Source organism: Pseudomonas sp. LB3P25, assembly GCF_054897985.1.
This window is the reverse complement of the sequence record NZ_CM142711.1, coordinates 1656168-1677903: the sequence shown is the minus strand read 5'-3', so window position 1 is coordinate 1677903 and position 21736 is coordinate 1656168. Positions and strand designations below refer to the sequence as shown.

Below are 21736 nucleotides of genomic sequence, written 5' to 3'. Positions count from 1 at the left end.
AAGCGTGTAGCGCCGCGTCAGTTCAGGTAAGGGGACCAGGAAGGTTCTCTGACTTCGCCTTGTGCGGTAGGAAGCGGGAGCCTTACGCGTCCATTAATGGACACGAGCATCAAGACTCCCCGGCCCTGCTGGCGGGTGGCGTAGATTACCATGGTGCCGTTGGGCGCAACAGTAGGCGACTCGTCCAGAGTGCTATCAGTGAGGATTTTTACGCTTCCGCGCTGCAAATCCTGGGCCGCCACCTTGAAATTAGTGAAACCATCCTGGCGGTGGATCATCACCAGGGTCTTTTCGTCAGCCGAAAGCTTAGGGTTGGCGTTGTAGTTACCGATAAAGGTCACACGCTCCGCACCGCCACCACCGACGCTGGTTTTGTAGATCTGTGGCTTGCCGCCTCGGTCCGAGGTGAAGTAGATGGTCGAACCATCTTTACCCCAGAACGGTTCGGTGTTGATGCCAGGACCGTTGGTGACGCGAGTGATCTGACGCGAACCCAGGCTCATCACATAGATGTCAGGGTTACCGTCTTTCGACAACACGAACGCCAGACGCTGACCATCCGGCGACCATGCTGGCGCGCCATTCAGGCCTTCGAAGTTGGTGATCTGCTCACGGCGACCGGTGTCGATGTTCTGCATGAAAATACGCGGACGCTTCTGCTCGAACGAGACATAAGCGATGCGCTTGCCATCCGGTGCGAAACGCGGCGACAGGATCGGCTCGCGCGATTGCAGCAGGGTCACAGCGCGGGCACCGTCATAGTCCGAACGTTGCAGCGTGTAGCGCGTGTTCTTCTCGGAGAAACGCTCGGCCGTCACGTACAGCAGACGTGTCGAGAACGCACCTTTGATACCGGTGAGTTTTTCGAACGACTGGTCCGCGATGTAGTGCGACATGTCGCGCAGTTGATCGACGCTGCCTGACACGCTGCCGGTCAACACTTGCTGCTCGGTGGCGACGTTGAACAGTGCGTATTGAACCTGCAGGCGACCGCCCGCTGGAGCAATGCTGCCGACCATGACGTACTGGGCGCCCAGCGCCTTGAAGTCACGGAAGATGATTTCGCTGGCCTGGCTTGGCTGGCTGATCATGTTCTGTTTTGGAATCGGCGAGTAGTAACCCGAGTTGCGCAGGTCGTTACCGATGATTTCGGCCATGTCGTCCGGCAGCACGCTGCCGCCCTGGTTGCCGAACGGAACGACTGCGATCGGGGTGGCCCGATCACTGCCGCTGGTGACCAGAATGTTTTTTTCATCGGCTGCCGCTATCCCTGCCAGGCAGCAGATAACGACAAGCATTCCTCGAAGAAGGTTTCTCACAAGGCTAGATCCTCAGGTGTGAATGTCATCTTGAATGAACGATACGGAGCGAAATCGCTCGGCTTCATTCCCTGCATTTCTGTCAAACGTCCAATATTCTTCACCGCCGCTACAGCCGAAGCGTCAAACGGACCATCGCCACTGGACTTGGCCACGCTGACCGAAGTCACCGTACCGTCCGGCAACATGCCGATTTGCAACACGACTGTCATGCCTTTGCGGGCCGAAGGTGGACGAGCCCAGCCTTCTGCTGCACGAGCACGGATCAGATCATCGAAACTACCGGCGACTTCGTCACCCTGCTCATCCGCCAAGGCCTGCTGACGCTGCGGCGTGTCGGAAAGCAAATCTGCCAGGGCCTGAGCCTTTTTGTCTTCGGCGGATTTACGTGACGCTTCCTGCGATTTTTTCTTCGCAGCATCGGCGGCAGCTTTCTTCTTCGCGTCTTCGGCGACTTTCTTTTTCGCCTCTTCAGCTTCAGATTTCTTCTTGGCGTCTTCCGCGGCTTTCTTCTTCGCGTCTTCGACGATCTTTTTCTTCGCTTCTTCAGCGGCCGCTTTCTTGGCCTCTTCTTCAGCTGCTTTCTTGGCTTCTTCTTCAGACTTCTTCTTGGCTATATCAGCCAATTGTTTCTCTTCGGCCTTTTTGGCTTCGGCGGTCTTCTTCGCTTCATCGGCTTTCTTGGCTTCATCAGCCTTTTTTGCCTCTTCCGCTTTCTTCGTCTCGTCGGCCTTCTTGGATTCCTCGGCTTTTTGAGCCGCATCTTCCTTCTTTTGTTCCGCGGCTTTGATCGCTTCCTGCTCGATCTTCTTCTGTTCCATCTGTTCGACTTCGGTCTGGCGCGCGGCGGATTTCTTCGCCTCACCCGCAATCTTCTGATTGGTCTGGGTGGTCGCCTGACTTTTCGATTTCAGTTGGTACAAGGTCGCCTGGACAATTGGCTTGGCCGGCGGCAGTTCGGGCGTGAAGGCGAAACTGACAAACAGCATGCCGAAAACCAGCACGTGCAAGACAAGCGCCCAGACACTAGGCCAGAAGTAGCTTTCCGAGGCGGACGGCTCTCGCATTTGCTGCATCAGGGTGCCTCGGTAATCAAGCCAACATTACCGACCCCGGCTTTCTGCAACCCGCCCATGGCGCCCATCACGGAACCGTAATCAACGGTCTTGTCACCGCGGATGAACACCTGGGTGCGCTTGCCGCCTTCTGTACCGGCGCGAATGATCTTGGTCACAGCGTCGGTCATCTGCGGCAAGGTCATGGCCTTGTCCTGCTGTTTTTCGGTGTCGACTTCGCTGCCAAGGTTCCAGTAGTAGGTCTTGTCAGCCTTGATCGAAATGGTCAGGACCTGGGTGTTGTTGTCCTGCGGCAAGGCTTCGCTGGAAACCTTGGGCAGATCAACTTTCACGCCCTGATTGAGCATCGGAGCGGTCACCATGAAGATGACCAGCAGTACCAGCATCACGTCGATGTAAGGCACCACGTTCATCTCGGCAACCGGCTTGCGCTTTTTGCGAGCTCGAGCGATTAAAGCCATTGGAAATTACCTGCTTATTCTTCGCTGGTGTGCACTTTGCGGTGCAGGATCGCCTGGAATTCGTCGGCGAAGGTGTAGTAACGGCTCAGCAGGGTTTCGCTGCGAGCAGCAAAACGGTTGTAAGCGATAACGGCCGGGATGGCGGCGAACAGACCGATCGCGGTTGCAATCAGTGCCTCGGCGATACCTGGAGCCACAGTGGCCAGGGTCGCTTGCTGGGCAGCTGCCAGACCACGGAAGGAGTTCATGATCCCCCAGACGGTACCGAACAGACCAATGTAGGGGCTGACGGAACCTACGGTCGCGAGGAACGGCAGGCTCTGCTCGAGCTTTTCTTCTTCACGGGAAATGGCGACGCGCATGGCACGGGCCACGCCTTCCATGACCGCTTCCGGGTCAACACCTGGCTGCTGGCGCAGACGGGAAAACTCCTTGAAACCGGCACGGAAGATCTGCTCTACGCCCGAATCCGGATCAGGGTTGCTGCCGGCCTGACGGTAGAGTTTGGACAGGTCGATACCCGACCAGAAGCGCTCTTCAAAGCTCTCCAGGGCACGTCGACCAGCGCGCAGCAGGTTGCTGCGCTGAAAGATCATGATCCATGAGGTCACCGATGCGGCTACCAGGATCAGCATTACCAGTTGCACCACGATACTGGCATTGCTGACCAGGCTCCACATGGAGGAATGGTCGACGACGTTAGCTTCCACGCTTTATCTCCTGCTTTGAGTGTGTACCCGCGCCGCTCACGTCGGCAAAGGCCGCACGTAGAGCTTCGGGAATGGCCCGGGGTTTCAAACTGTTAGTGCGCACACAGGCCACCAAAAACTGCCCTTCGCAGAGCAGCACATTATCCGTAGCCCGCCTGACCTGCTGTTTGAAGCGCAGGCTGACACGGTTCAATTCGATTACTTCAGCGCTTACCAGCAGTTCGTCGTCCAGTCGCGCCGGCGCGTGGTAACGCGCTTCGCTGGAATGCACGACGAACAACAGGTCCTCACCTGCAAGCTGGGATTGGGCAAAGCCCAGCTCCCGGAGCCGCTCGGTTCGGGCCCGTTCCATAAACTTGAGGTAATTAACGTAATACACGATGCCGCCCGCATCGGTGTCCTCGTAATAAACGCGACAACGAAGTGCGAAAGGCTCAAGCCCGTTTTGCGCGCGCATACTCTAGTGCTTACTCCTCAGGTTGCCAATCCGGCCAGGCAACTGTTTTTCATTGATTCACGGCTTTCTGGCGAAAGTACGGTCCTGAGACCGCACAATCCCCGAATAAATCAGCGCGCAAAGGTTATTAATCGTCCACGGCATCGAGGAACTCGTCTACCACGGGCATCTCGCCCATACGTGACGGAATGTTTAAGCCGAAGTGCAGGTACGCATGCCGGGTTACCACCCGCCCCCGCGGCGTACGCATGATGTAGCCCTGCTGGATCAGGTACGGCTCCAGCACGTCTTCAATGGTGTGGCGCTCTTCACTGATGGCTGCGGCGAGGCTATCGACCCCGACCGGCCCACCATCGAACTTCTCGATCATGGTCAACAACAGACGTCGATCCTGGTGATCGAAGCCACGTTCGTCGACATCCAGCAGGTTCAAGGCCAGGTCGGCAATCGGTTTGGTGATGTGACCCTTGGCGCGAACTTCGGCGAAATCCCGAACCCGGCGCAACAAACGGTTGGCGATCCGCGGCGTCCCACGGGCACGACGGGCGATTTCGAAAGCGCCTTCCGGGTCCAGGGGCAAGCCGAGGATGTTAGCCGAACGACTGACAATCGTTGCCAGGTCAGCGGTGTTGTAAAACTCCAGGCGCTGGACGATCCCGAAACGGTCGCGCAGTGGATTGGTCAGCATCCCCGCCCGCGTCGTCGCACCGACCAGGGTGAACGGCGGCAGATCAAGCTTGATCGAGCGCGCGGCCGGCCCTTCGCCGATCATGATGTCGAGCTGGAAATCTTCCATGGCCGGGTACAGCACTTCTTCGACGATTGGCGAGAGCCGATGGATTTCGTCGATGAACAGCACGTCGTGCGGCTCAAGATTGGTCAGCAGCGCAGCCAGATCACCCGGGCGTTCAAGCACAGGGCCCGAGGTGCTCTTGATCGAGACCCCCATTTCCTGGGCGATGATGTTGGCCAAGGTAGTTTTACCCAGCCCCGGCGGACCGAAAATCAGCGTGTGGTCCAGGGATTCATTGCGCCCACGGGCAGCCTGGATGAACAACTCCATTTGCTCGCGAACAGTCGGCTGGCCAATGTACTCAGCCAGACTGACGGGACGAATCGCCCGATCCTGGACTTCTTCGCGGTCACGAGGGCCAGGTGTGGCGGTAATCAGACGATCAGCTTCAATCACTTAGATCATTCCCTTCAGGGCACGACGAATCATGTCTTCACTGCTCAAACCTTTCTCCTTGATCGCGGAAATCGCCTTGCTGGCTTCCTGCGGCTTGTAGCCCAGGGAGATCAGCGCGCTGACCGCGTCATTTTCGGCGGTGGCGACCGGAGCTGGCGCATCTGGCCCACCCGGCTGGTTTGGCACCAACGCGAACATCGCCGGCACGGTTTCCCAGGCCTTGAAGCGATCCTTGAGTTCCACCAGCAAACGCTCGGCAGTCTTCTTGCCCACGCCCGGCACCTTGGTCAGCGCCGAGGTGTCCTGGGACTGCACGCAGCGGACCAGTTCGTCGACTTCCAGGCTCGACATCAGGGCCAGGGCCAATTTCGGCCCTACACCATTGAGACGGATCAACTCGCGAAAAAAGTCTCGCTCGCGCTTGCCGAAGAAGCCATAGAGTAACTGCGCGTCTTCGCGTACGACCAAATGGGTGTGCAAGGTCAGCGGTTCACCGACCGACGGCAAGCGATAAAGCGTGGTCATGGGCACTTCCAGCTCATACCCCAGACCGTTCACATCCAGAATCAGGTGCGGCGGCTGTTTCTCAGCCAGTGTGCCGCGCAAGCGTCCAATCACGTTTCAGATCCTTGAGCGTTGGCCAGCTCAGCAGCTGGCGACTGACAGAGCAAGGGTTTTGCGCCGACGACACAGGCGCAAAACCCTCGCTCCATAAAAAATGATTGCTGATGCTATCAGAGACGCAGGCGCCCGCCACGACTGCGTGCCGTGCCCAGGCCATGAGGCAACAGGCTGGAACGGGTGTGAGCATGGCAAATGGCGATGGCCAGGGCGTCCGAGGCATCGATTTGCGGCTTGCTGGTCAGTTTCAGCATGTGCATGACCATCATTTGCACCTGTTCTTTATTCGCCGCGCCGGTCCCAGTCACCGCCTGCTTGACCTGGGTCGCGGTGTATTCAGCGATTTCCAGGCTTTCTTCAGCACCGGCGACGATGGCTGCACCGCGGGCCTGGCCAAGTTTCAATGCAGAGTCGGCGTTGCGCGCCATGAAGACCTTTTCGATCCCCATGGTCACCGGGCCGTAGGTCTGGATGACTTCGCGCACGCCGCGATAGACGATTTGCAGGCGTTCATGCAGCTCGCCGGAACCTGTGCGAATGCAGCCCGACGCCACGTACACGCAACCACGCCCGGTATCACGCACCACGCCATAACCGGTAATGCGCGAACCGGGGTCGATACCTAGAATTAAAGTCATAACGCCTGCGGGTTTGGTAAGAGCACGATATTCAATACAGCGAATAACAAATGTGGGAGCGAACTGTGGCGAGGGGATTCATCCCCGTTGGGTCGCGAAGCGGCCCTGAACCTGTGAATACGAAGATTTCAGAAAAACCGTATTCACTGGGTCTGCGACTGCTTCGCAGCCGAACGGGGATGAATCCCCTCGCCACTGCTCGCTCCCACATTGAATCTTAGTCGCCCTTAACCGAGCTGCGCGGCTACCGACTCAGGAATGTCCGCGTTGGAATAGACGTTCTGCACGTCATCCAGGTCTTCAAGCATGTCGATCAATTTGAGAACCTTCTCGGCGCCTTCCAGGTCCAGTTCGGCACTGGTGGTGGGCAGCATCACGATTTCCGCGTCATCACCTTTGAAACCAGCCGCTTCCAGGGCATTACGCACTGAGTAGAAACCGGCGAACGAGGTGAACACGTCGATGGAACCGTCTTCGTGGGTCACCACGTCATCGGCATCGGCTTCCATCGCCGCTTCCATCAGCGCGTCTTCATCGACGCCCGGAGCGAAGGAAATCTGCCCCTTGCGCTCGAACAGATAGGCCACCGAACCGTCCGTACCAAGGTTGCCGCCGCACTTGCTGAACGCATGGCGAACAGCGGCTGCGGTGCGATTGCGGTTGTCGGTCATGCACTCGACCATCACCGCCACGCCGCCCGGGCCGTAACCTTCGTAGCTCAGTTCGACCATGTCGTCGGTGTCGGCAGCACCGGCGCCGCGGGCGACCGCGCGATCGATGATGTCGCGACTCATGTTCGCGCCGAGGGCCTTGTCCAGCGCCAGACGCAAACGCGGGTTGGAACCCGGATCAGCGCCGCCCTGACGGGCAGCAACGGTCAGTTCACGAATCCACTTGGTGAAAATCTTGCCCTTCTTGGCATCCTGACGTTCTTTGCGGTGCTTGATGTTCGCCCACTTGGAATGACCCGCCATATCTCGCTCCGAATTCTCTTTGAAACATTGCCCGCCGCGCCATGACGCGCCAGCCGGCAAATAAAAATCTCGACCATTCTATAAAGGAAAGGGCGCATCCGAAGATGCGCCCTTCTGGTCAGCCTTACTCAGCTTTAGGCGTTTCGCGCAGACGAATGTGCAGTTCGCGCAATGCCTTGGCATCTACCACACCCGGGGCCTGAGTCATGACGCAAGCGGCGCTCTGGGTTTTCGGGAAGGCGATCACTTCACGGATCGACTGGGCGCCGGTCATCAGCATCACCAGACGGTCCAGACCGAAGGCCAGGCCACCGTGCGGCGGTGCGCCGTATTTCAGGGCGTCGAGCAGGAAGCCGAACTTCTCTTCCTGTTCCGCTTCACTGATACCCAGCAGACGGAATACCGACTGTTGCATTTCCTTGCGGTGGATACGGATCGAACCGCCACCCAGCTCGGTGCCGTTCAGTACCATGTCGTAGGCACGAGAGAGAGCGGTCGCCGGGTTGGCTTCCAGTTCTTCCGGGGTGCACTTCGGCGCGGTGAACGGGTGGTGCAACGCAGTGAAGCTGCCGTCGTCGTTCTCTTCGAACATCGGGAAGTCGACAACCCACATCGGTGCCCACTCGCAGGTCAGCAGGTTCAGATCGTTACCGACCTTGATCCGCAGCGCGCCCAAGGCTTCGCTGACGATCTTGGCTTTATCGGCACCGAAGAACACGATGTCACCGTCAACCGCGCCAACGCGATCAAGGATCACATTGAGGTTGGCTTCAGGGATGTTCTTGACGATCGGCGATTGCAGACCTTCAACGCCTTTGGCGCGCTCGTTGACCTTGATGTACGCCAGGCCCTTGGCACCGTAGATGCCGACGAACTTGGTGTAGTCGTCGATCTGCTTGCGCGGCATGCTCGCCGCGCCTGGAACACGCAGAGCGGCAACGCGGCATTTCGGGTCGTTGGCAGGGCCGCTGAACACCTTGAAGTCGACTTCTTTCAGTTGGTCGGCAACGTCCACCAGTTCCAGCGGGTTACGCAGGTCCGGCTTGTCGGAACCGTAACGGCGCATGGCTTCTTCGAAGGTCATGTGCGGGAATTCACCGAATTCCAGGTCCAGCACTTCCTTGAACAGGTTGCGGATCATGCCTTCGGTGATGCCGATGATGTCTTTTTCATCGAGGAAGCTGGTTTCGATGTCGATCTGAGTGAATTCAGGCTGACGGTCGGCACGCAGGTCTTCGTCGCGGAAGCACTTGGCGATCTGGTAGTAGCGATCGAAGCCGGCAACCATCAACAGTTGTTTGAACAGTTGCGGCGATTGCGGCAAGGCGAAGAAGCTACCTGCGTGAGTACGGCTCGGCACCAGGTAATCGCGAGCACCTTCCGGGGTAGCGCGGGTCAGGATCGGCGTCTCGACATCGAGGAAGCCGTTCTCGTCCAGGTAACGGCGGATGCTGGTGGTCATGCGCGAACGCAGACGCAGCTTCTCGAGCATTTCCGGACGACGCAGGTCGATGAAGCGATAACGCAGGCGGGTTTCTTCGCCGACGTCGGAGAACTCGTTGAGCGGGAACGGCGGGGTTTCCGCTTCGTTCAGTACTTCAAGCTCGTAGCCCAGCACTTCGATCATGCCCGACGCCATGTTGGCGTTGGTAGCACCGGCCGGACGCAGGCGAACCTTGCCGGTGATCTTGACCACGTATTCGCTGCGCACGCGATCGGCGGCGGCGAAGGATTCAGCGCGGTCCGGGTCGAACACCACCTGGGCCAGACCATCACGATCACGGATATCGAGGAAAATCACCCCACCGTGGTCACGGCGACGGTGAACCCATCCGCAAAGGGTAATTTCCTGGCCTTCCAGGCTTTCGTTCAGTTGGCCGCAATAATGGCTGCGCATCATGGTAGTGGTTTCACTTCTCGTAATTCGAAATTCGGTTGGAGGCCTTGCTCATATCCTGCCCTTGTGAAAGGCGCCAGATGATGCAAGAGCTCGCGCGTAGTCGTTCAACTCAGGTTCAAGACCCTAGTCAGCTTTGTCGCCGCCGACCAGATTCTTCTTGGAACCGGTCTTGAAATCGGTTTCGTACCAGCCGGTGCCGCTAAGGCGGAAGCCCGGCATGGATAGCATCTTCTTAAGCTCTGGCGCCTGGCAGGCAGGGCAGTCGACCAGCGGTGCTGCGCTGATCTTTTGAATGGCTTCCAACTGATGACCACAGGAAGCACATTGATAGTCGTACATCGGCATGGGGGTTGTCTCGGCGATCAGATTGCTACCGCACACGCAGGGTTTTGCGGCAAAGAGCGGGATTATATCCATTAAATGCAGCCTGTGCAGCCGTAAGACTGCACAGACCGACACTCTACCCATTCCACCCCTGTGGCTAAGGCATGGCGACGCAGCCGCCTTCCTTCAGGCTGTGCACGACGCACACAACCCGCACCAGCCCGGTAAAGTTCTTGACCCCGCCGTGACGCAAATGCACCTCGCGGTCCACATGGGACAGCAGCGCGCTGACCGTACAGCAGTTGACCTTGGCCATGTCGCCCAAAATATCCCAGTAGACCTGTTCAAGCCGCAAACAGGTTGCAAAGCCATTCAACCGCACTGACCGGGATAAAGGCTGGGCCAGGCCCATATCAAATTCGCTGACAAATGGGTCGATCCTTACATCCTTAAGTGGACCGCCCCTCCCCTCGCTTCGCCTGTCTTCATATACCATATCGTTGACACTCCTTTGCCATCCTTGCTTTTTATAAGAGCAACAAGCTGTTTCTCTATAAAAGCGCAGGCGCAAAGTTATATCCAGATGACTTTATGACCATCAACGTAGGATAAGCCAACAACTGAAGGGCGATCATGGAGACCGTCCTACTCCAGATAATTTCCTACACGCCTGGGCGCGATATCGTTCAACAGAAAGACACTAAACGTTACGAGAAGACAGGGCGCGAACAACGCCTCAGGGGCGTCATCCGCGCACCAACAGGGTTACTGGTCCAGCAGGGAGCGCAGCATCCACGCGGTTTTCTCGTGGACTTGCATACGCTGGGTCAGGAGGTCAGCCGTTGGCTCGTCACTGACTTTGTCGAGCAGTGGAAAGATCCCGCGCGCAGTACGCGTGACCGCCTCCTGGCCTTCGACAAGTTGCTTGATCATATTTTCGGCACTGGGTACACCCGCTTCTTCCTTGATAGAAGAAAGGCGCGCATAAACAGAATAGGCACCCGGGGCAGGAAATCCGAGAGCGCGAATTCGCTCGGCAATCGAATCGACGGCCAGGGCCAACTCGTTATATTGCTCCTCGAACATCAAGTGCAGGGTCCGAAACATCGGACCGGTGACGTTCCAATGGAAGTTATGGGTTTTCAAATAAAGTACATAAGTGTCCGACAGCAGGCGCGAAAGTCCGTCGACGATGGACTTGCGATCCTCTTCACTGATTCCGATATCGATTGCCATGCGTTTCCCCTAAAGGTGATGAAATTCATCCAACAGGTGCAGGACCACTCTAGCAAGCCTGCCGGCGCCCCGCAGCCCCGGATTCTCCGGTTACCTGCGACAAATCGACCATCAGGGCACCGCTGGACTGGCTGATTTGAGTAGCCGCAGGCTTTGCTGTTAAATAGGCAGTGTGTCGCTACCACCTATTTTCCGGGGGCTGCGCATAGGCTGATACCGGGTACGTGTCCAACGCCTCTTATTGTTCTGAAGCGAACCGTGCTCACTCAGCTCTTCCTTGTGATCCGTCTTAACGTGAGTTATCAAAATGTTGAAAATTGTCCACCTGCTAATGGGCGCAGCAGCCTTGCTGCTGTCCTTCATCCCTAGCCTGCGATCCGAAGCCGTACCTTACCTGCAACAACCCGATGCGCTGTACCTGGCCTTTTTCGGCCTGCTCAACCTCACCCTCGCTCCTGTTATCCCCTACTGGAACAAAGGCCCGCGTCATCAACTGCAAAACCTGGTCAGCGCCCTGCTGGTTCTGACCGTCGTCCTGCAAACCCTGACGCTGATCGCGCCGATGCCTGTCATTGCCGGTCAACCTGCTGTTCTGTTCAGCCTGGTCGCTGCCCTGATTGCCGTTCTTCTGCACCTGGCCATCAGCTTCTACAAATCGTCACCGGCCGCCGCCTCGCCAAGCTACGACATGAGCAACCGTGATACTGGCACCGTCAAGTGGTTCAACACCTCCAAAGGCTTCGGCTTTATTTCCCGTGATTCCGGCGACGATATTTTCGTGCACTTCCGGGCCATTCGTGGCGAAGGTCATCGCGTCCTGGTCGAAGGCCAGCGCGTGGAGTTCTCCGTCATGAATCGTGACAAAGGCCTGCAAGCCGAAGATGTGATCGCCGCACTGCCGCGCCGCTGATTCAAGGCTAAAAAAAACCGCGAACAACTTGGTTGTTCGCGGTTTTTTATTGCCGTTTTTTTGTAATACAGCTTAGTAATGCGGCGGTGGCGCTTCTTCTTCAAACGTCTCGAACTGGCCGGCCATTTCTTCTTGCCGCTTGAGCAATGCCGCCATTTGCAACTGCAGACGCTCAACTGCACGCTGCTGCGTCGCCAGCACATCACTCAATGCCTGGATGGTGTCATCCTGAAATGCCAACTGACTTTCCAGATCGGTAACGCGATTTTCCAGGCTCATGATTCAACCCTCCAGAAACGTGAAATCTTCGGTCAATACCAGACGCAGCCGTTCGCGAATCAGCGCGATCTGCTCTGAGGCATAAGGCTTGGCTGGGTGTTTACCCCAGACCGGCGCCGGCCAGGCGGCGTCCTCACGCTTGCGCACAATCACATGCATGTGCAACTGACTGACGACGTTACCCAGGGCCGCGACATTCAACTTGTCTGCGTCGAACAAATCCTTGAGCATTTGCGCCAGGGCAGTCGTTTCCTGCCACAGCTGCTGTTGATCTGCGACACCCAACTGAAATATCTCACTGATATCCTCGCGACGTGGCACCAGAATGAACCAGGGGTAGTTCGAATCATTGGACAGCAGCAACCGACAGAGTGGGAAATCCCCGATCGGTAACGTGTCTTGTTGAAGTCGTGGATCTAAAGCGAACACTGCGCGCACTCCCGCCGGGTCATCATTTTTCAGCTTAGCGCCCATCCCGAGAGACGGCGCACCAAGCGACAGGACGGCAGCATACCTGCGAACGCCGCTGGCTTCACGACGAACCAACGTCGACGCCGTCCAAAGACCTACAAACGGCCGACACGCGCCCCGACATGAGTCATTTTCGATCAGGGCGCACCATTACAGAACCAATGGCCGCGCCAAAAGCGCCGAACTGACTGAAAAACAACGATGCGTTCGCATTTGGCAAACGGCCGCGCTGTATGAATTCAGTACAGCGATTAAAATTTTTTGCACCAAAACCGCACAGTGCGTCTACGCTGAGTCGGTCAGGCATCCGCCATCTACTCACTGGTGGGGTGAACCGGTAACGTTTTGGGTTGTCATGCAGTCGGCCATAAGGGTGCAACACGATGCAAACCATGGCGTCAAGCCCAAACAAAACGTGCTTGAACACCCCGGTTTTATGAGGTTTTTACAGCGACAGGCAGGCATTCAGAAAAAAAACCAGCAGGATTCTGATTTGTGCACGCTTGTTGCATTCACACCCACATCGCCTCTAAAGCGTCCGCTGGAAGTGGAAGCTTTAAGGCAAATAAAAACAGTGGCAGGGTTGCCCGATGGAGATTCAAGCGTTTCACCAGGGACTCTTTTTACCGATGCTCAGGCCCTGGAAAACAACGCTAAAGTTGCCAGCCCGCTTGCATTGAGGCTGTAAATTTGCGACATCTACCAAGCCGTTTGCGACGGGGTCGTAAAGAAGCTGAAAGGTTAGATGCGCAAGTATCGCCAACATGGTCGGCGTGATATAAGTTTGCGCCGACACAAAAAGAAAGAGCCGCCCAGATAATAAATCAGGTGGGACGGCAGTACTCTTCTAAAACCAAAGGAGCAAATCACGATGCGCGTGATGAAGTGGAGCATGATCGCACTGGCAGTTGCAGCAGCAGCCAGTACTCAGTTGGCAGTAGCCGCACCTTTCGTAAGCGACCAGGCAGAAGCCAAAGGTTTTGTTGAAGACAGCAAGCTCGATTTGCTAGTTCGCAACTACTACTACAACCGTAACAAGAAAGACGGCGCAACCGACGACAAAGACTGGACCCAGGGCATCCAGGGCATGTTCAGCTCTGGCTACACCCAAGGTCTGATCGGTGTTGGCGTTGAAGCTTGGGGTCAACTGGCCATTAAGCTGGACGGTTCGGACAAATATGGTGGCACCGGCAACATGCCCGTGGGCTCTGATGGCGAGGTCGAAAACAACCAGGGCAAAGCCGGCGCTGCTGCCAAGTTCCGCATCTCCAAGACTGAGCTGAAAATCGGCGACATGCAGCCAAGCACTGCCCCAGTGTTCGCTGTTGGCGGCTCCCGCATCCTTCACCAAACTGCCACCGGCATCCAACTGCAGAGCAGCGAAGTCAAAGACCTTGACCTCGAAGGCGGCCACTTCACTTCGGCGACCAGCCAGGACAGCAACGCCCGTGACGGTAGCCTGTGGGCTAACTACGCTGCCGTGGAAGCCAACTCCATCGACTACTTCGGTGGCAAGTACGGCATTACCCCAGACCTGAGCGTGTCGCTCTACGGTGCCAAGCTCGAAGACATCTGGAACCAGTACTACGCTAACGCGAACTACACGCTGGCACTGGGTGGCGACAACTCGATCAACTTCGACGGTAACATCTACAACACCAAGGACACCGGTGACGCAAAAGCAGGCGAAATCAGCAACACCGCCTACTCGCTGGCCGCTGCTTACTCGTTTCTGAAAGCGCACACCGTCACCCTGGGCTTCCAGAAAGTGAATGGCGATACTCCGTTCGACTATATCGGCGTGGGTAAAAACAACCGCGGTGGCGACTCGATCTTCCTCGCCAACTCCATCCAGTACTCTGACTTCAACGCCCCTGGCGAGAAATCGGTACAAGTCCGTTATGACCTGAAAATGGCCGAATACGGCGTACCTGGTCTGAGCTTCATGACCCGTTACGTGAAAGGTTGGGACATCGACGGTACCAACACACCGGCGGGCAGTGCCTACACCGGCTTCTACGGTGCAGATGGCAAACACCACGAAACTAACGTCGAAGCCAAGTACGTCGTTCAAACCGGCCCGGCCAAGGATCTGTCCTTCCGTGTTCGTCAAGCATGGCATCGCGCCAACCATGACGACGCGTTTGAAGGTAACATCGACGAGTTCCGTCTGATCATCGACTACCCGCTGTCGGTTCTGTAATTGCCGAAAGTTAGTTCGCGGTAATCAAAAAAAGGCCCACCTTCGGATGGGCCTTTTTCGTTGCTTACTGCACCGCAGATTCCTGAACCACACGAATAACACGTTGCGGAAACGGGATATCGATACCGGCTGTCTTCAAGCGATCACGGGATTGCTCGTTGAACATGAACAGCACGTCCCAGTAATCCGCCGTCTTCACCCACACTCGCAGGGAAACAGTAATCGAACTGTCACCCAGAGTAGAAATCACTGCCTGAGGTGCCGGGTCAGCCAAAACACGCTCATCTTTGGCCAGGTCCAGCAAAACATGACGGGCCTTCTGCAGGTCCGCTTCGTAATCAACGCCCACATCAAACACAACTTTGCGCGTCGGTTGACGGTTAGTGTTGGTGATGATGCCGTTCGACAGGTTGCCGTTAGGCACGATGATGGTTTTGTTATCGCCGGTACGCAGTACGGTGTGGAAGATCTGGATGCTGTCGACCGTGCCGGCAACACCTTGGGCTTCGATCCAGTCACCAATGCGGAACGGGCGGAACAACAGAATCAGCACGCCGCCGGCGAAGTTCGCCAGGCTGCCCTGCAAGGCCAGACCGATGGCCAGACCGGCCGCACCGATGGCCGCGACGAACGAAGTGGTTTCCACCCCGATCATTGATGCCACGCTGACGATCAGCAGAACCTTGAGAATAATGTTCGCCAGGCTACTGATGAACCCTTGCAGCGCCAGGTCGGCGTTACGCAGCGCCAGCAACCCGCCAAGCTTTTGCGTTACTTTGTTGATCAGCCACCAACCGACGGCCAGAGTGATGACTGCCAGCAGCACGCGGCTGCCGTATTCCATGATCATCGGAATCCAGGCTTGAGACGCCTTGACCAGGTTGTCCACTTCAGCATTCAAATCCATCTACATTCTCCTGGGTTAAGCACAATCCGGGTGGGAGCGAGACCGGCTTGCCGGCGAAGAGGGCATATCAGTCGAAATCACCATTGAATGACACACCGCTTTCGCGAGCAGGCTCTCCCACAGGGTTCCCGCCTGAAAAGTCAGTCGCGGAAGTTGTTGAACTGCAGCGGCAAATCGAAAGTCTTGGCGCGCAGGGCCGCAATGGCTTCCTGCAAGTCGTCACGCTTCTTGCCGGTAATGCGCACCTGCTCACCCTGAATGGCAGCCTGAACCTTGAGCTTGGCGTCTTTGACATGAGCGACGATTTTCTTCGCCATCTCTTTGTCGATGCCTTCCTTGAGGACCGCTTCCTGCTTCATCAGTTTGCCCGACGCATAGGCATCCTTGACTTCAAGGCACTGCACGTCGATTTTGCGCTTGACCAGGGCCAGCTTGAGGATCTCAATCATCGCTTCGAGCTGGAAATCGGCTTCAGCAGTCAGGTTGACGGTCAGGTCCTTTTCCTTGAACTCGAAGCTGCCTTTGCCTTTCAGGTCATAACGACGATCGAGTTCCTTGACGGCGTTCTCGACCGCGTTGGTGACTTCGTGTTTGTCCAGTTCGGATACCACGTCGAACGACGGCATGTAATCTCTCCAATAAAAGGGCATGCTCGATCACGATGGAGCACGCCTGGCTTGCGGTTAAAATCCGCGCTGATTATAACGGGTCTTTCCCATCATTCACTGCGTGCCTCCCATGCGCGCGATAAACAGAGCAAAAAGCTGATGTCCACCACTTGGCATGTTCTGGGCGCCGGCAGCCTTGGCACCTTATGGGCCACTCGACTGGCGCGGGCCGGCGTGCCGGTCAAACTGATCCTGCGGGACGCTGCACGCTTACAGGCGTATGAGTCGGCGGGTGGGCTGACGCTGGTCGAACACGGTGTAGCGCAGCGCTATCCAGTGCCCGCCGAGACACCCGACAACAGTGAACCGATCAACCGCCTGTTGGTAGCCTGCAAAGCCTACGATGCCGAGAAAGCCGTGGCCCAACTGGCACCGCGCCTGGCCCCCGACGCCGAGCTGATCCTGTTGCAGAACGGTCTTGGCAGCCAGGACGCCGTCGCCACGCAAGTGCCGCAGGCACGCTGCATTAGCGCGTCGAGCACCGAAGGCGCCTTTCGCGATGGTGACTGGCGCGTGGTGTTCGCCGGCCACGGTTACACCTGGCTGGGGGACGCCGGGCATCCCGTGGCGCCGATATGGCTGGATGACCTGGACGTCGCCGGTATTCCCCACGAGTGGAGCACCGACATTTTGACCAGGCTGTGGCGAAAACTGGCGCTCAACTGCGCGATCAATCCGCTGACCGTGCTACACGACTGCCGTAATGGCGGCTTACAGGAACACCGCTGCGAAGTCGCCACCCTCTGCGTCGAATTGACCGAGTTGCTTGAGCGCTGCGGTCAGCCAGCAGCGGCCGAGAACCTTCAACAGGAAGTCGAACGGGTGATTCACGCGACCGCCGCCAACTACTCTTCGATGTACCAGGACGTCGCGAACCAGCGCCGGACCGAGATCAGCTATCTATTGGGTCATGCCTGCAAAGTCGCTGCGAGGCATCAGTTGAACCTGCCACACCTCAATCAACTTGAGCAAAGGTTGATTACCCATCTGCACAGCCTTGGATTGCCCAGCGACTGAGCAGCGGCTACGCTGGCCACTTGTTCCTATTCAGCGATGAACCAGATGCCATTGCGCCAGCGCCTTGAAAACCTTCCGGTCGGCCAGAAATTGCTGGCCGCCCTGCTGGTGCTGTTGACCACCGTCCTGCTGGTCGCCAACCTGACCTTTATCAGCGCCGCGTACTACATCTCCCAGGAAAGCATGGCACCTCAAGCCTTGCAGACCATCGGCCGCCTGGTGTCCAACCCCAGCCTGGTGTCTGAAGCCTTGCAGTCACCGCAAAGCGCCGAACGCCTGCTCAATGAACTCAACAGCTATTCACCGCTGCGCGCGGCGGCCCTTTATGACGGCAAGGGCGAGCGTCTGGCGCAGTTGCAGCATGGCGACAAGCTGAGTCTGCCGGAGCGCTACCGGCACATCGAATCCTGGCAAGCCACCGAGTTTCGCAGCAATCAAATCATCACCCTGCCCCGCCCCGGCACCGCGCCCGGCCACCTGTTACTGGTCGCCAGCAGCGAACTGCCGATGGCGTTCTATACCGGCACCCTCACCGCCAGTCTCGGGATTCTGATCTTCAGTGTGCTGTTGTGGCTGGTGATTGCCCGGCAGATCAAACGCTTGATTACCCGGCCGATCCATCAGCTCGAAGAGCTGTCCCGGCAAGTGACCCGGGAAGAGAACTACGCCCTGCGCGCCTCCCGCGGCAACCATGACGAAATCGGCAGCCTCGCCGAAGCCTTCAACACCATGCTCTCGCGGATCGAGGCCCGTGAGCAGCAACTCAAGCGGGCCCGGGACGATTCCCAGGCCGCTTATGACCAGGCCCAGGGCCTGGCCGAAGAGACCCGCCATACCAATCGCAAACTGGAACTCGAAGTTCAGGTGCGCAGCAAGATCGAGAAGAAGCTCACCGGATTCCAGAACTACCTCAACAGCATCATCGACTCCATGCCCTCGGCGCTGATCGCCCTTGATGAACAGCTCTACGTGACGCAGTGGAATCAGGAGGCCAGCGCCCTGTCTGGCACGCGCCTCGACGAAGCCTTGAACCAACCGATCTTCCTTGCCTTCGAACCGCTCAAGCCCTTTTTGCCACAGCTCAAGCAAACCGTCGAGCAGCACACGGTGGCCAAGATCGAGCGTGTCACCTGGTTCAAGGACGAAGAACCCAAGCACTACGCGCTGACGTTCTACCCGCTGATGGGCGGTGCCGGGCGTGGTGTGGTGATCCGGATCGACGACATCACTCAGCGCCTGTCGCTGGAGGAAATGATGGTGCAGTCGGAAAAAATGCTCTCGGTCGGTGGCCTCGCCGCGGGTATGGCCCACGAGATCAACAACCCATTGGGAGCGATCCTGCACAACGTGCAAAACATCCGCCGACGCCTGTCACCCGATCTCCCGAAGAACCTCGAACAGGCCGAACAGGTCGGCATCGCGCTTTCGACGGTCAACCAATACCTGCAAGTGCGGGAAGTGCCGCAACTGCTCGATGGCATTCAACAGGCGGGGGCCCGGGCAGCGAAGATCGTTACTCACATGCTCAGTTTCAGCCGTCGCAGTACCCGGCAAATGGCCCCGTGCGACCTGCCGGCGCTGATCGATCAGGCGGTGGAAATTGCCGGCAATGACTTCGACCTGGCGATCGGTTTCGACTTCAAGGGCCAGGCAATCATTCGTCAGTTCGATCCGCAACTCGGTCCGGTGCCCGGCACGGCGAACGAACTGGAGCAAGTGCTGCTCAATCTGCTGAAAAACGCTGCGCAGGCTATTCACCAGCGCGAAGACGACCGCGAGCCGGGACGGATCATTCTGCGCACCAAGCTGAATCCGCCGTGGGCGGAAATCCAGGTTGAAGACAACGGCATCGGCATGAGCGAGAGCGTGCGCAAACGTACTTTCGAGCCGTTCTTCACCACCAAGGAAATCGGTCAGGGCACCGGCCTTGGCCTGTCGGTCTCGTATTTCATCATTACCAACAACCACAAGGGTCAGATGGAAGTTCAATCGACCCTGGGCCAAGGCACATGTTTCACCTTGCGCCTGCCCTTGGCGGGCACCCCGCTCGTCTCTCAAGAACTCAATCAGCTATCGAGGTAACCATGGGCTTTCGCTTGTCGAAGATTTACACCCGCACCGGCGACAAAGGCGAAACCGGGCTGGGCGACGGTCGTCGCGTGCCCAAGGATCATCCGCGGATCGAAGCCATTGGCGAAGTCGATACGCTGAACAGCCAGGTGGGTGTGCTATTGGCCGGGTTGGCGGCGGAAAGTGGCACCTACCCAGGATTGAACGAGGTGATCGAGGTTTTGGCGCCCTGCCAGCATCGGTTGTTTGATCTGGGCGGCGAGTTGGCGATGCCGGTGTATCAGGCGCTGAACACGGCAGAAGTCGAACGGCTGGAAGCCGCGATTGATGTGTGGAATGAAGAGCTGGGGCCGCTGGAGAATTTCATTCTGCCGGGTGGTTCGGCGTTGATTGCTCAGGCTCATGTGTGCAGAAGTCTGGCGCGCAGTGCCGAGCGGCGGTGTCAGCATTTGAATGCTGTCGAACCATTGGCCGGGGTTGGGTTGGCGTATATCAATCGGTTGTCGGATTTGTTGTTTGTGGTGGCGCGGTTGATTGCCAAGCGGCAAGGGATTGCCGAGATTTTGTGGCAGCCGGCTGCCAAACCCGGAGTTTAGTCGGCGCCTGTCAGGCCGCCTTCGCCAGCAGGCTCGCTCCCACATTGGATCTGTATACGCCACAATCCCCTGTGGGAGCGAGCCTGCTCGCGAAGAGGCCAGTCGCTACACCAAAGCCTCAGGCCAAAACACCCGAATCCCCGCCACACCCTGCGCACCCGCTTCCCACGCTTTCTGAAGCTCCGCCGGGCCAACACCACCGAGCAAGAACACCGGTTTGCTGAAACCTTCGATCAACGCTGAAGCCTGCTCCCAACCCAGCGGTTGAGCCCCCGGATGAGTCAGGGTCGGTTGCACCGGTGACAGGGTCACAAAATCCACACCCATCTGCTCGGCCAGTGCCAGCTCTTCAGCGTTATGGCAGGACGCCGCCAGCCAGCGCGACGCCGGTAACGGGCGGCCAGCCGCTGCGTACTTGCGCAGTTGCGCGGAGGTGATGTGCCAACCGGCGGACGGGAAATCGCCCAGCCACTCGAACGGCCCCTTGATCATCAACTGCGCCTTGCCGGCACACAACCCCGCCGCGTCCACCGCCAGATCGCGGTACTTCGGATCGTAGCCGTTGGGTGCCCGCAACTGGATCAGCTTGATACCGCCGGCAATGGCTTTTTGAATACCACGCAGTAAGGCCGGGGTTTCCAGGTCTTCCGGAGTAATCAAATACTGCGCGGGTAACCGTGCAGCCGCGACAATCGGCTGGTTGGCCGCCGGGAACTCGTAGTTCAGCAGATCGCGGGGCGCGACCCATTCCAACGGCTGACCTTCGGCGCCGTGCGGTTCGCCGGTAAAGGCCGACACTTCCCAAACGTCCAGCAACACTTGCTTGTCCGGGTAATCGTGCCGGACCTTGATCAGCGGGCGAGCCGCGTTGACCACGATGCCTAACTCTTCATGGAGTTCGCGGGCCAGGGCGATTTCGACGGATTCTTCGGCCTCGACCTTGCCACCGGGGAATTCCCACAGGCCGCCCTGATGCTGGGTGTCGGCACGGCGGGCAATGAGGATCTTGCCACTGCCATCGCGGATGACAGCGGCGGCTACGTGTACTCGCTTCACTGCCCGATCTCCTCCAAACCCGCCTTCTGCCACGCCTTAAAGGCTGGCCATTGGTAGAGGGTTTCGACGTAGGCCGCGTCCACTGCGGGCAGCCTCACCTGATAGGTGCGCAGGCGCACGGCGATTGGTGCGAAGAAGGCATCGGCCAGGGTCGCGCCGCCAAACAGGAACGGACCGGTTTCGGTGGCGGCGGCGCGGCACTCGGCCCACAACGCCAACATCCGCTCAATGTCGACCTGGACGTCAGCCGGTGCCGGCGACAGCGCAGCGTCGTGGCTCAGGTCGAATGGCATGTTGCCGCGCATGGCGAAGAAACCACTGTGCATCTGCGCGCAGGCCGAACGGGCCTGGGCGCGGGCGGCGGTGTCTTGGGGCCAGAGGCCGGCATCGGGGAACTGCTCTGCCAGATACTCGGCAATCGCCAGGGAGTCGGCGATGGTGCCGTGTTCGGTTTTCAACAGTGGGACTTTCGCGGTCGGCGAGTGCTTGAGCAGACGCTCACGCGTATCCGGCTGGTTCAGCTTGATCAGTTCTTCGGTGTAAGGAACGCCGGCCAGGTCGAGGGCCAACGCGCCGCGCAGGGACCAGGAGGAAATCAGTTTGTCGCCGATGATCAGGTGAAGGCTCATGTTCGGGACCTTTTGATGAGGGGTA

At 58.0% G+C, this 21736-nt stretch carries 25 protein-coding genes; 6 read left to right on the top strand and 19 right to left on the bottom strand.

Features of this window, described 5'->3' with window-relative positions; all coding sequences use genetic code 11:
- Positions 1 to 17: 17 nt before the first annotated feature.
- The 13 genes from tolB to ACYZTW_RS07210 all read right to left on the bottom strand — a co-directional run bounded on the left by tolB (position 18) and on the right by ACYZTW_RS07210 (position 10905).
- Positions 18 to 1319, bottom strand: coding sequence for a Tol-Pal system beta propeller repeat protein TolB (gene tolB / locus ACYZTW_RS07270; protein ID WP_462004321.1), 1302 nt, complete (start codon positions 1317 to 1319; stop codon positions 18 to 20).
- Positions 1316 to 2395: a cell envelope integrity protein TolA gene (gene tolA / locus ACYZTW_RS07265; protein ID WP_462004320.1), complete on the bottom strand. Its 1080-nt coding sequence runs from the start codon at positions 2393 to 2395 to the stop codon at positions 1316 to 1318. Before tolA ends, tolB begins: the two co-directional genes overlap by 4 nt.
- Positions 2395 to 2847 (bottom strand): protein TolR, encoded by a 453-nt coding sequence (tolR, locus tag ACYZTW_RS07260; RefSeq protein WP_161807482.1) that lies wholly within the window; start codon positions 2845 to 2847, stop codon positions 2395 to 2397. The genes tolA and tolR overlap by 1 nt, the downstream gene beginning before the upstream one ends.
- A 23-nt stretch (positions 2848 to 2870) precedes the next feature.
- Positions 2871 to 3566, bottom strand: a complete 696-nt coding sequence (tolQ, locus tag ACYZTW_RS07255) for a protein TolQ (protein ID WP_462004319.1) — start codon at positions 3564 to 3566, stop codon at positions 2871 to 2873.
- A complete protein-coding gene (gene ybgC / locus ACYZTW_RS07250; RefSeq protein WP_348127405.1) occupies positions 3556 to 4023 on the bottom strand; it encodes a tol-pal system-associated acyl-CoA thioesterase in 468 nt (155 codons plus the stop codon). The genes tolQ and ybgC overlap by 11 nt, the downstream gene beginning before the upstream one ends.
- A 127-nt stretch (positions 4024 to 4150) precedes the next feature.
- Positions 4151 to 5212: a Holliday junction branch migration DNA helicase RuvB gene (gene ruvB / locus ACYZTW_RS07245; RefSeq protein WP_461955385.1), complete on the bottom strand. Its 1062-nt coding sequence runs from the start codon at positions 5210 to 5212 to the stop codon at positions 4151 to 4153.
- Positions 5213 to 5830 carry a Holliday junction branch migration protein RuvA gene (gene ruvA, locus ACYZTW_RS07240; RefSeq protein ID WP_007897033.1) on the bottom strand — a complete coding sequence of 206 codons (618 nt, stop codon included), beginning with the start codon at positions 5828 to 5830 and terminating at the stop codon, positions 5213 to 5215.
- Positions 5831 to 5946: 116 nt separating this feature from the next.
- Positions 5947 to 6471 carry a crossover junction endodeoxyribonuclease RuvC gene (gene ruvC / locus ACYZTW_RS07235; protein WP_008147379.1) on the bottom strand — a complete coding sequence of 175 codons (525 nt, stop codon included), beginning with the start codon at positions 6469 to 6471 and terminating at the stop codon, positions 5947 to 5949.
- Between the two features lie 227 nt (positions 6472 to 6698).
- Complete coding sequence (locus ACYZTW_RS07230; RefSeq protein ID WP_462004318.1) at positions 6699 to 7445, bottom strand: YebC/PmpR family DNA-binding transcriptional regulator; 747 nt, start codon at positions 7443 to 7445, stop codon at positions 6699 to 6701.
- Between the two features lie 124 nt (positions 7446 to 7569).
- Positions 7570 to 9345 (bottom strand): aspartate--tRNA ligase, encoded by a 1776-nt coding sequence (gene aspS, locus ACYZTW_RS07225; RefSeq protein WP_462004317.1) that lies wholly within the window; start codon positions 9343 to 9345, stop codon positions 7570 to 7572.
- A 123-nt stretch (positions 9346 to 9468) separates the two neighbouring features.
- Positions 9469 to 9690 carry an FmdB family zinc ribbon protein gene (locus ACYZTW_RS07220; RefSeq protein ID WP_462005716.1) on the bottom strand — a complete coding sequence of 74 codons (222 nt, stop codon included), beginning with the start codon at positions 9688 to 9690 and terminating at the stop codon, positions 9469 to 9471.
- Positions 9691 to 9826: 136 nt separating this feature from the next.
- Positions 9827 to 10165 (bottom strand): ribbon-helix-helix domain-containing protein, encoded by a 339-nt coding sequence (locus tag ACYZTW_RS07215; protein ID WP_462004316.1) that lies wholly within the window; start codon positions 10163 to 10165, stop codon positions 9827 to 9829.
- A gap of 269 nt (positions 10166 to 10434) precedes the next feature.
- Positions 10435 to 10905 carry a Dps family protein gene (locus ACYZTW_RS07210; RefSeq protein WP_462004315.1) on the bottom strand — a complete coding sequence of 157 codons (471 nt, stop codon included), beginning with the start codon at positions 10903 to 10905 and terminating at the stop codon, positions 10435 to 10437.
- A gap of 307 nt (positions 10906 to 11212) precedes the next feature.
- On the opposite strand from ACYZTW_RS07210, the gene ACYZTW_RS07205 reads away from it, so the two are divergent.
- On the top strand, positions 11213 to 11815 hold the full coding sequence (locus ACYZTW_RS07205; RefSeq protein ID WP_008147390.1) for a cold-shock protein: 603 nt from the start codon (positions 11213 to 11215) through the stop codon (positions 11813 to 11815).
- Positions 11816 to 11887: 72 nt separating this feature from the next.
- Here ACYZTW_RS07205 and ACYZTW_RS07200 read toward each other — a convergent pair whose 3' ends face one another.
- Positions 11888 to 12094: a SlyX family protein gene (locus ACYZTW_RS07200; RefSeq protein WP_462004314.1), complete on the bottom strand. Its 207-nt coding sequence runs from the start codon at positions 12092 to 12094 to the stop codon at positions 11888 to 11890.
- A gap of 3 nt (positions 12095 to 12097) precedes the next feature.
- On the bottom strand, positions 12098 to 12523 hold the full coding sequence (locus ACYZTW_RS07195) for an HIT domain-containing protein (protein ID WP_462004313.1): 426 nt from the start codon (positions 12521 to 12523) through the stop codon (positions 12098 to 12100).
- 397 nt (positions 12524 to 12920) lie between these two features.
- Here ACYZTW_RS07195 and ACYZTW_RS07190 point away from each other — a divergent pair, with 397 nt between their 5' ends.
- Positions 12921 to 13253 carry a hypothetical protein gene (locus ACYZTW_RS07190; protein ID WP_462004312.1) on the top strand — a complete coding sequence of 111 codons (333 nt, stop codon included), beginning with the start codon at positions 12921 to 12923 and terminating at the stop codon, positions 13251 to 13253.
- A 183-nt stretch (positions 13254 to 13436) separates the two neighbouring features.
- Positions 13437 to 14768, top strand: coding sequence for an OprD family porin (locus ACYZTW_RS07185; RefSeq protein ID WP_462004311.1), 1332 nt, complete (start codon positions 13437 to 13439; stop codon positions 14766 to 14768).
- A gap of 64 nt (positions 14769 to 14832) precedes the next feature.
- Here the strand turns inward: ACYZTW_RS07185 and ACYZTW_RS07180 are convergent, their stop codons facing one another.
- The gene (locus ACYZTW_RS07180) at positions 14833 to 15675 is read right to left on the bottom strand and encodes a mechanosensitive ion channel family protein (RefSeq protein WP_462004310.1); all 843 of its coding nucleotides are present in this window, start codon (positions 15673 to 15675) and stop codon (positions 14833 to 14835) included.
- A gap of 140 nt (positions 15676 to 15815) precedes the next feature.
- Positions 15816 to 16301, bottom strand: a complete 486-nt coding sequence (locus ACYZTW_RS07175; protein WP_048379301.1) for a YajQ family cyclic di-GMP-binding protein — start codon at positions 16299 to 16301, stop codon at positions 15816 to 15818.
- Positions 16302 to 16442: 141 nt separating this feature from the next.
- On the opposite strand from ACYZTW_RS07175, the gene ACYZTW_RS07170 reads away from it, so the two are divergent.
- Genes ACYZTW_RS07170 through ACYZTW_RS07160 form a run of 3 tightly spaced genes read left to right on the top strand, consistent with a single transcriptional unit; the run spans position 16443 to position 20026 of the window.
- Positions 16443 to 17360: a putative 2-dehydropantoate 2-reductase gene (locus ACYZTW_RS07170; RefSeq protein WP_462004309.1), complete on the top strand. Its 918-nt coding sequence runs from the start codon at positions 16443 to 16445 to the stop codon at positions 17358 to 17360.
- A 45-nt stretch (positions 17361 to 17405) separates the two neighbouring features.
- Complete coding sequence (locus ACYZTW_RS07165; RefSeq protein ID WP_462004308.1) at positions 17406 to 19442, top strand: sensor histidine kinase; 2037 nt, start codon at positions 17406 to 17408, stop codon at positions 19440 to 19442.
- A 2-nt stretch (positions 19443 to 19444) separates the two neighbouring features.
- Complete coding sequence (locus ACYZTW_RS07160; protein WP_462004307.1) at positions 19445 to 20026, top strand: cob(I)yrinic acid a,c-diamide adenosyltransferase; 582 nt, start codon at positions 19445 to 19447, stop codon at positions 20024 to 20026.
- A 105-nt stretch (positions 20027 to 20131) separates the two neighbouring features.
- On the opposite strand, the gene ACYZTW_RS07155 is transcribed toward ACYZTW_RS07160, so the two are convergent.
- Positions 20132 to 21082, bottom strand: a complete 951-nt coding sequence (locus tag ACYZTW_RS07155; RefSeq protein ID WP_462004306.1) for a Nudix family hydrolase — start codon at positions 21080 to 21082, stop codon at positions 20132 to 20134.
- Entirely contained in the window at positions 21079 to 21711 is a 633-nt protein-coding gene (locus tag ACYZTW_RS07150) for a glutathione S-transferase family protein (protein WP_462004305.1), read from the bottom strand. Before ACYZTW_RS07150 ends, ACYZTW_RS07155 begins: the two co-directional genes overlap by 4 nt.
- Positions 21712 to 21736 lie beyond the last annotated feature (25 nt).

Coding starts and splice junctions, on each gene's coding strand:
- ACYZTW_RS07205 (WP_008147390.1), top strand. CDS start 11,213: ATGTTGAAAATTGTCCACCTGCTAATGGGCGCAGCAGCCTTGCTGCTG.
- ACYZTW_RS07230 (WP_462004318.1), bottom strand. CDS start 7,445: ATGGCGGGTCATTCCAAGTGGGCGAACATCAAGCACCGCAAAGAACGT.
- ACYZTW_RS07180 (WP_462004310.1), bottom strand. CDS start 15,675: ATGGATTTGAATGCTGAAGTGGACAACCTGGTCAAGGCGTCTCAAGCC.
- ybgC (WP_348127405.1), bottom strand. CDS start 4,023: ATGCGCGCGCAAAACGGGCTTGAGCCTTTCGCACTTCGTTGTCGCGTT.
- ACYZTW_RS07215 (WP_462004316.1), bottom strand. CDS start 10,165: ATGGTATATGAAGACAGGCGAAGCGAGGGGAGGGGCGGTCCACTTAAG.
- ACYZTW_RS07190 (WP_462004312.1), top strand. CDS start 12,921: ATGCAGTCGGCCATAAGGGTGCAACACGATGCAAACCATGGCGTCAAG.
- ACYZTW_RS07170 (WP_462004309.1), top strand. CDS start 16,443: ATGTCCACCACTTGGCATGTTCTGGGCGCCGGCAGCCTTGGCACCTTA.
- ACYZTW_RS07150 (WP_462004305.1), bottom strand. CDS start 21,711: ATGAGCCTTCACCTGATCATCGGCGACAAACTGATTTCCTCCTGGTCC.
- ACYZTW_RS07200 (WP_462004314.1), bottom strand. CDS start 12,094: ATGAGCCTGGAAAATCGCGTTACCGATCTGGAAAGTCAGTTGGCATTT.
- ACYZTW_RS07160 (WP_462004307.1), top strand. CDS start 19,445: ATGGGCTTTCGCTTGTCGAAGATTTACACCCGCACCGGCGACAAAGGC.
- ACYZTW_RS07220 (WP_462005716.1), bottom strand. CDS start 9,690: ATGCCGATGTACGACTATCAATGTGCTTCCTGTGGTCATCAGTTGGAA.
- ACYZTW_RS07210 (WP_462004315.1), bottom strand. CDS start 10,905: ATGGCAATCGATATCGGAATCAGTGAAGAGGATCGCAAGTCCATCGTC.
- ACYZTW_RS07165 (WP_462004308.1), top strand. CDS start 17,406: ATGCCATTGCGCCAGCGCCTTGAAAACCTTCCGGTCGGCCAGAAATTG.
- aspS (WP_462004317.1), bottom strand. CDS start 9,345: ATGATGCGCAGCCATTATTGCGGCCAACTGAACGAAAGCCTGGAAGGC.
- tolA (WP_462004320.1), bottom strand. CDS start 2,395: ATGCAGCAAATGCGAGAGCCGTCCGCCTCGGAAAGCTACTTCTGGCCT.
- ACYZTW_RS07175 (WP_048379301.1), bottom strand. CDS start 16,301: ATGCCGTCGTTCGACGTGGTATCCGAACTGGACAAACACGAAGTCACC.
- ruvC (WP_008147379.1), bottom strand. CDS start 6,471: ATGACTTTAATTCTAGGTATCGACCCCGGTTCGCGCATTACCGGTTAT.
- ACYZTW_RS07185 (WP_462004311.1), top strand. CDS start 13,437: ATGCGCGTGATGAAGTGGAGCATGATCGCACTGGCAGTTGCAGCAGCA.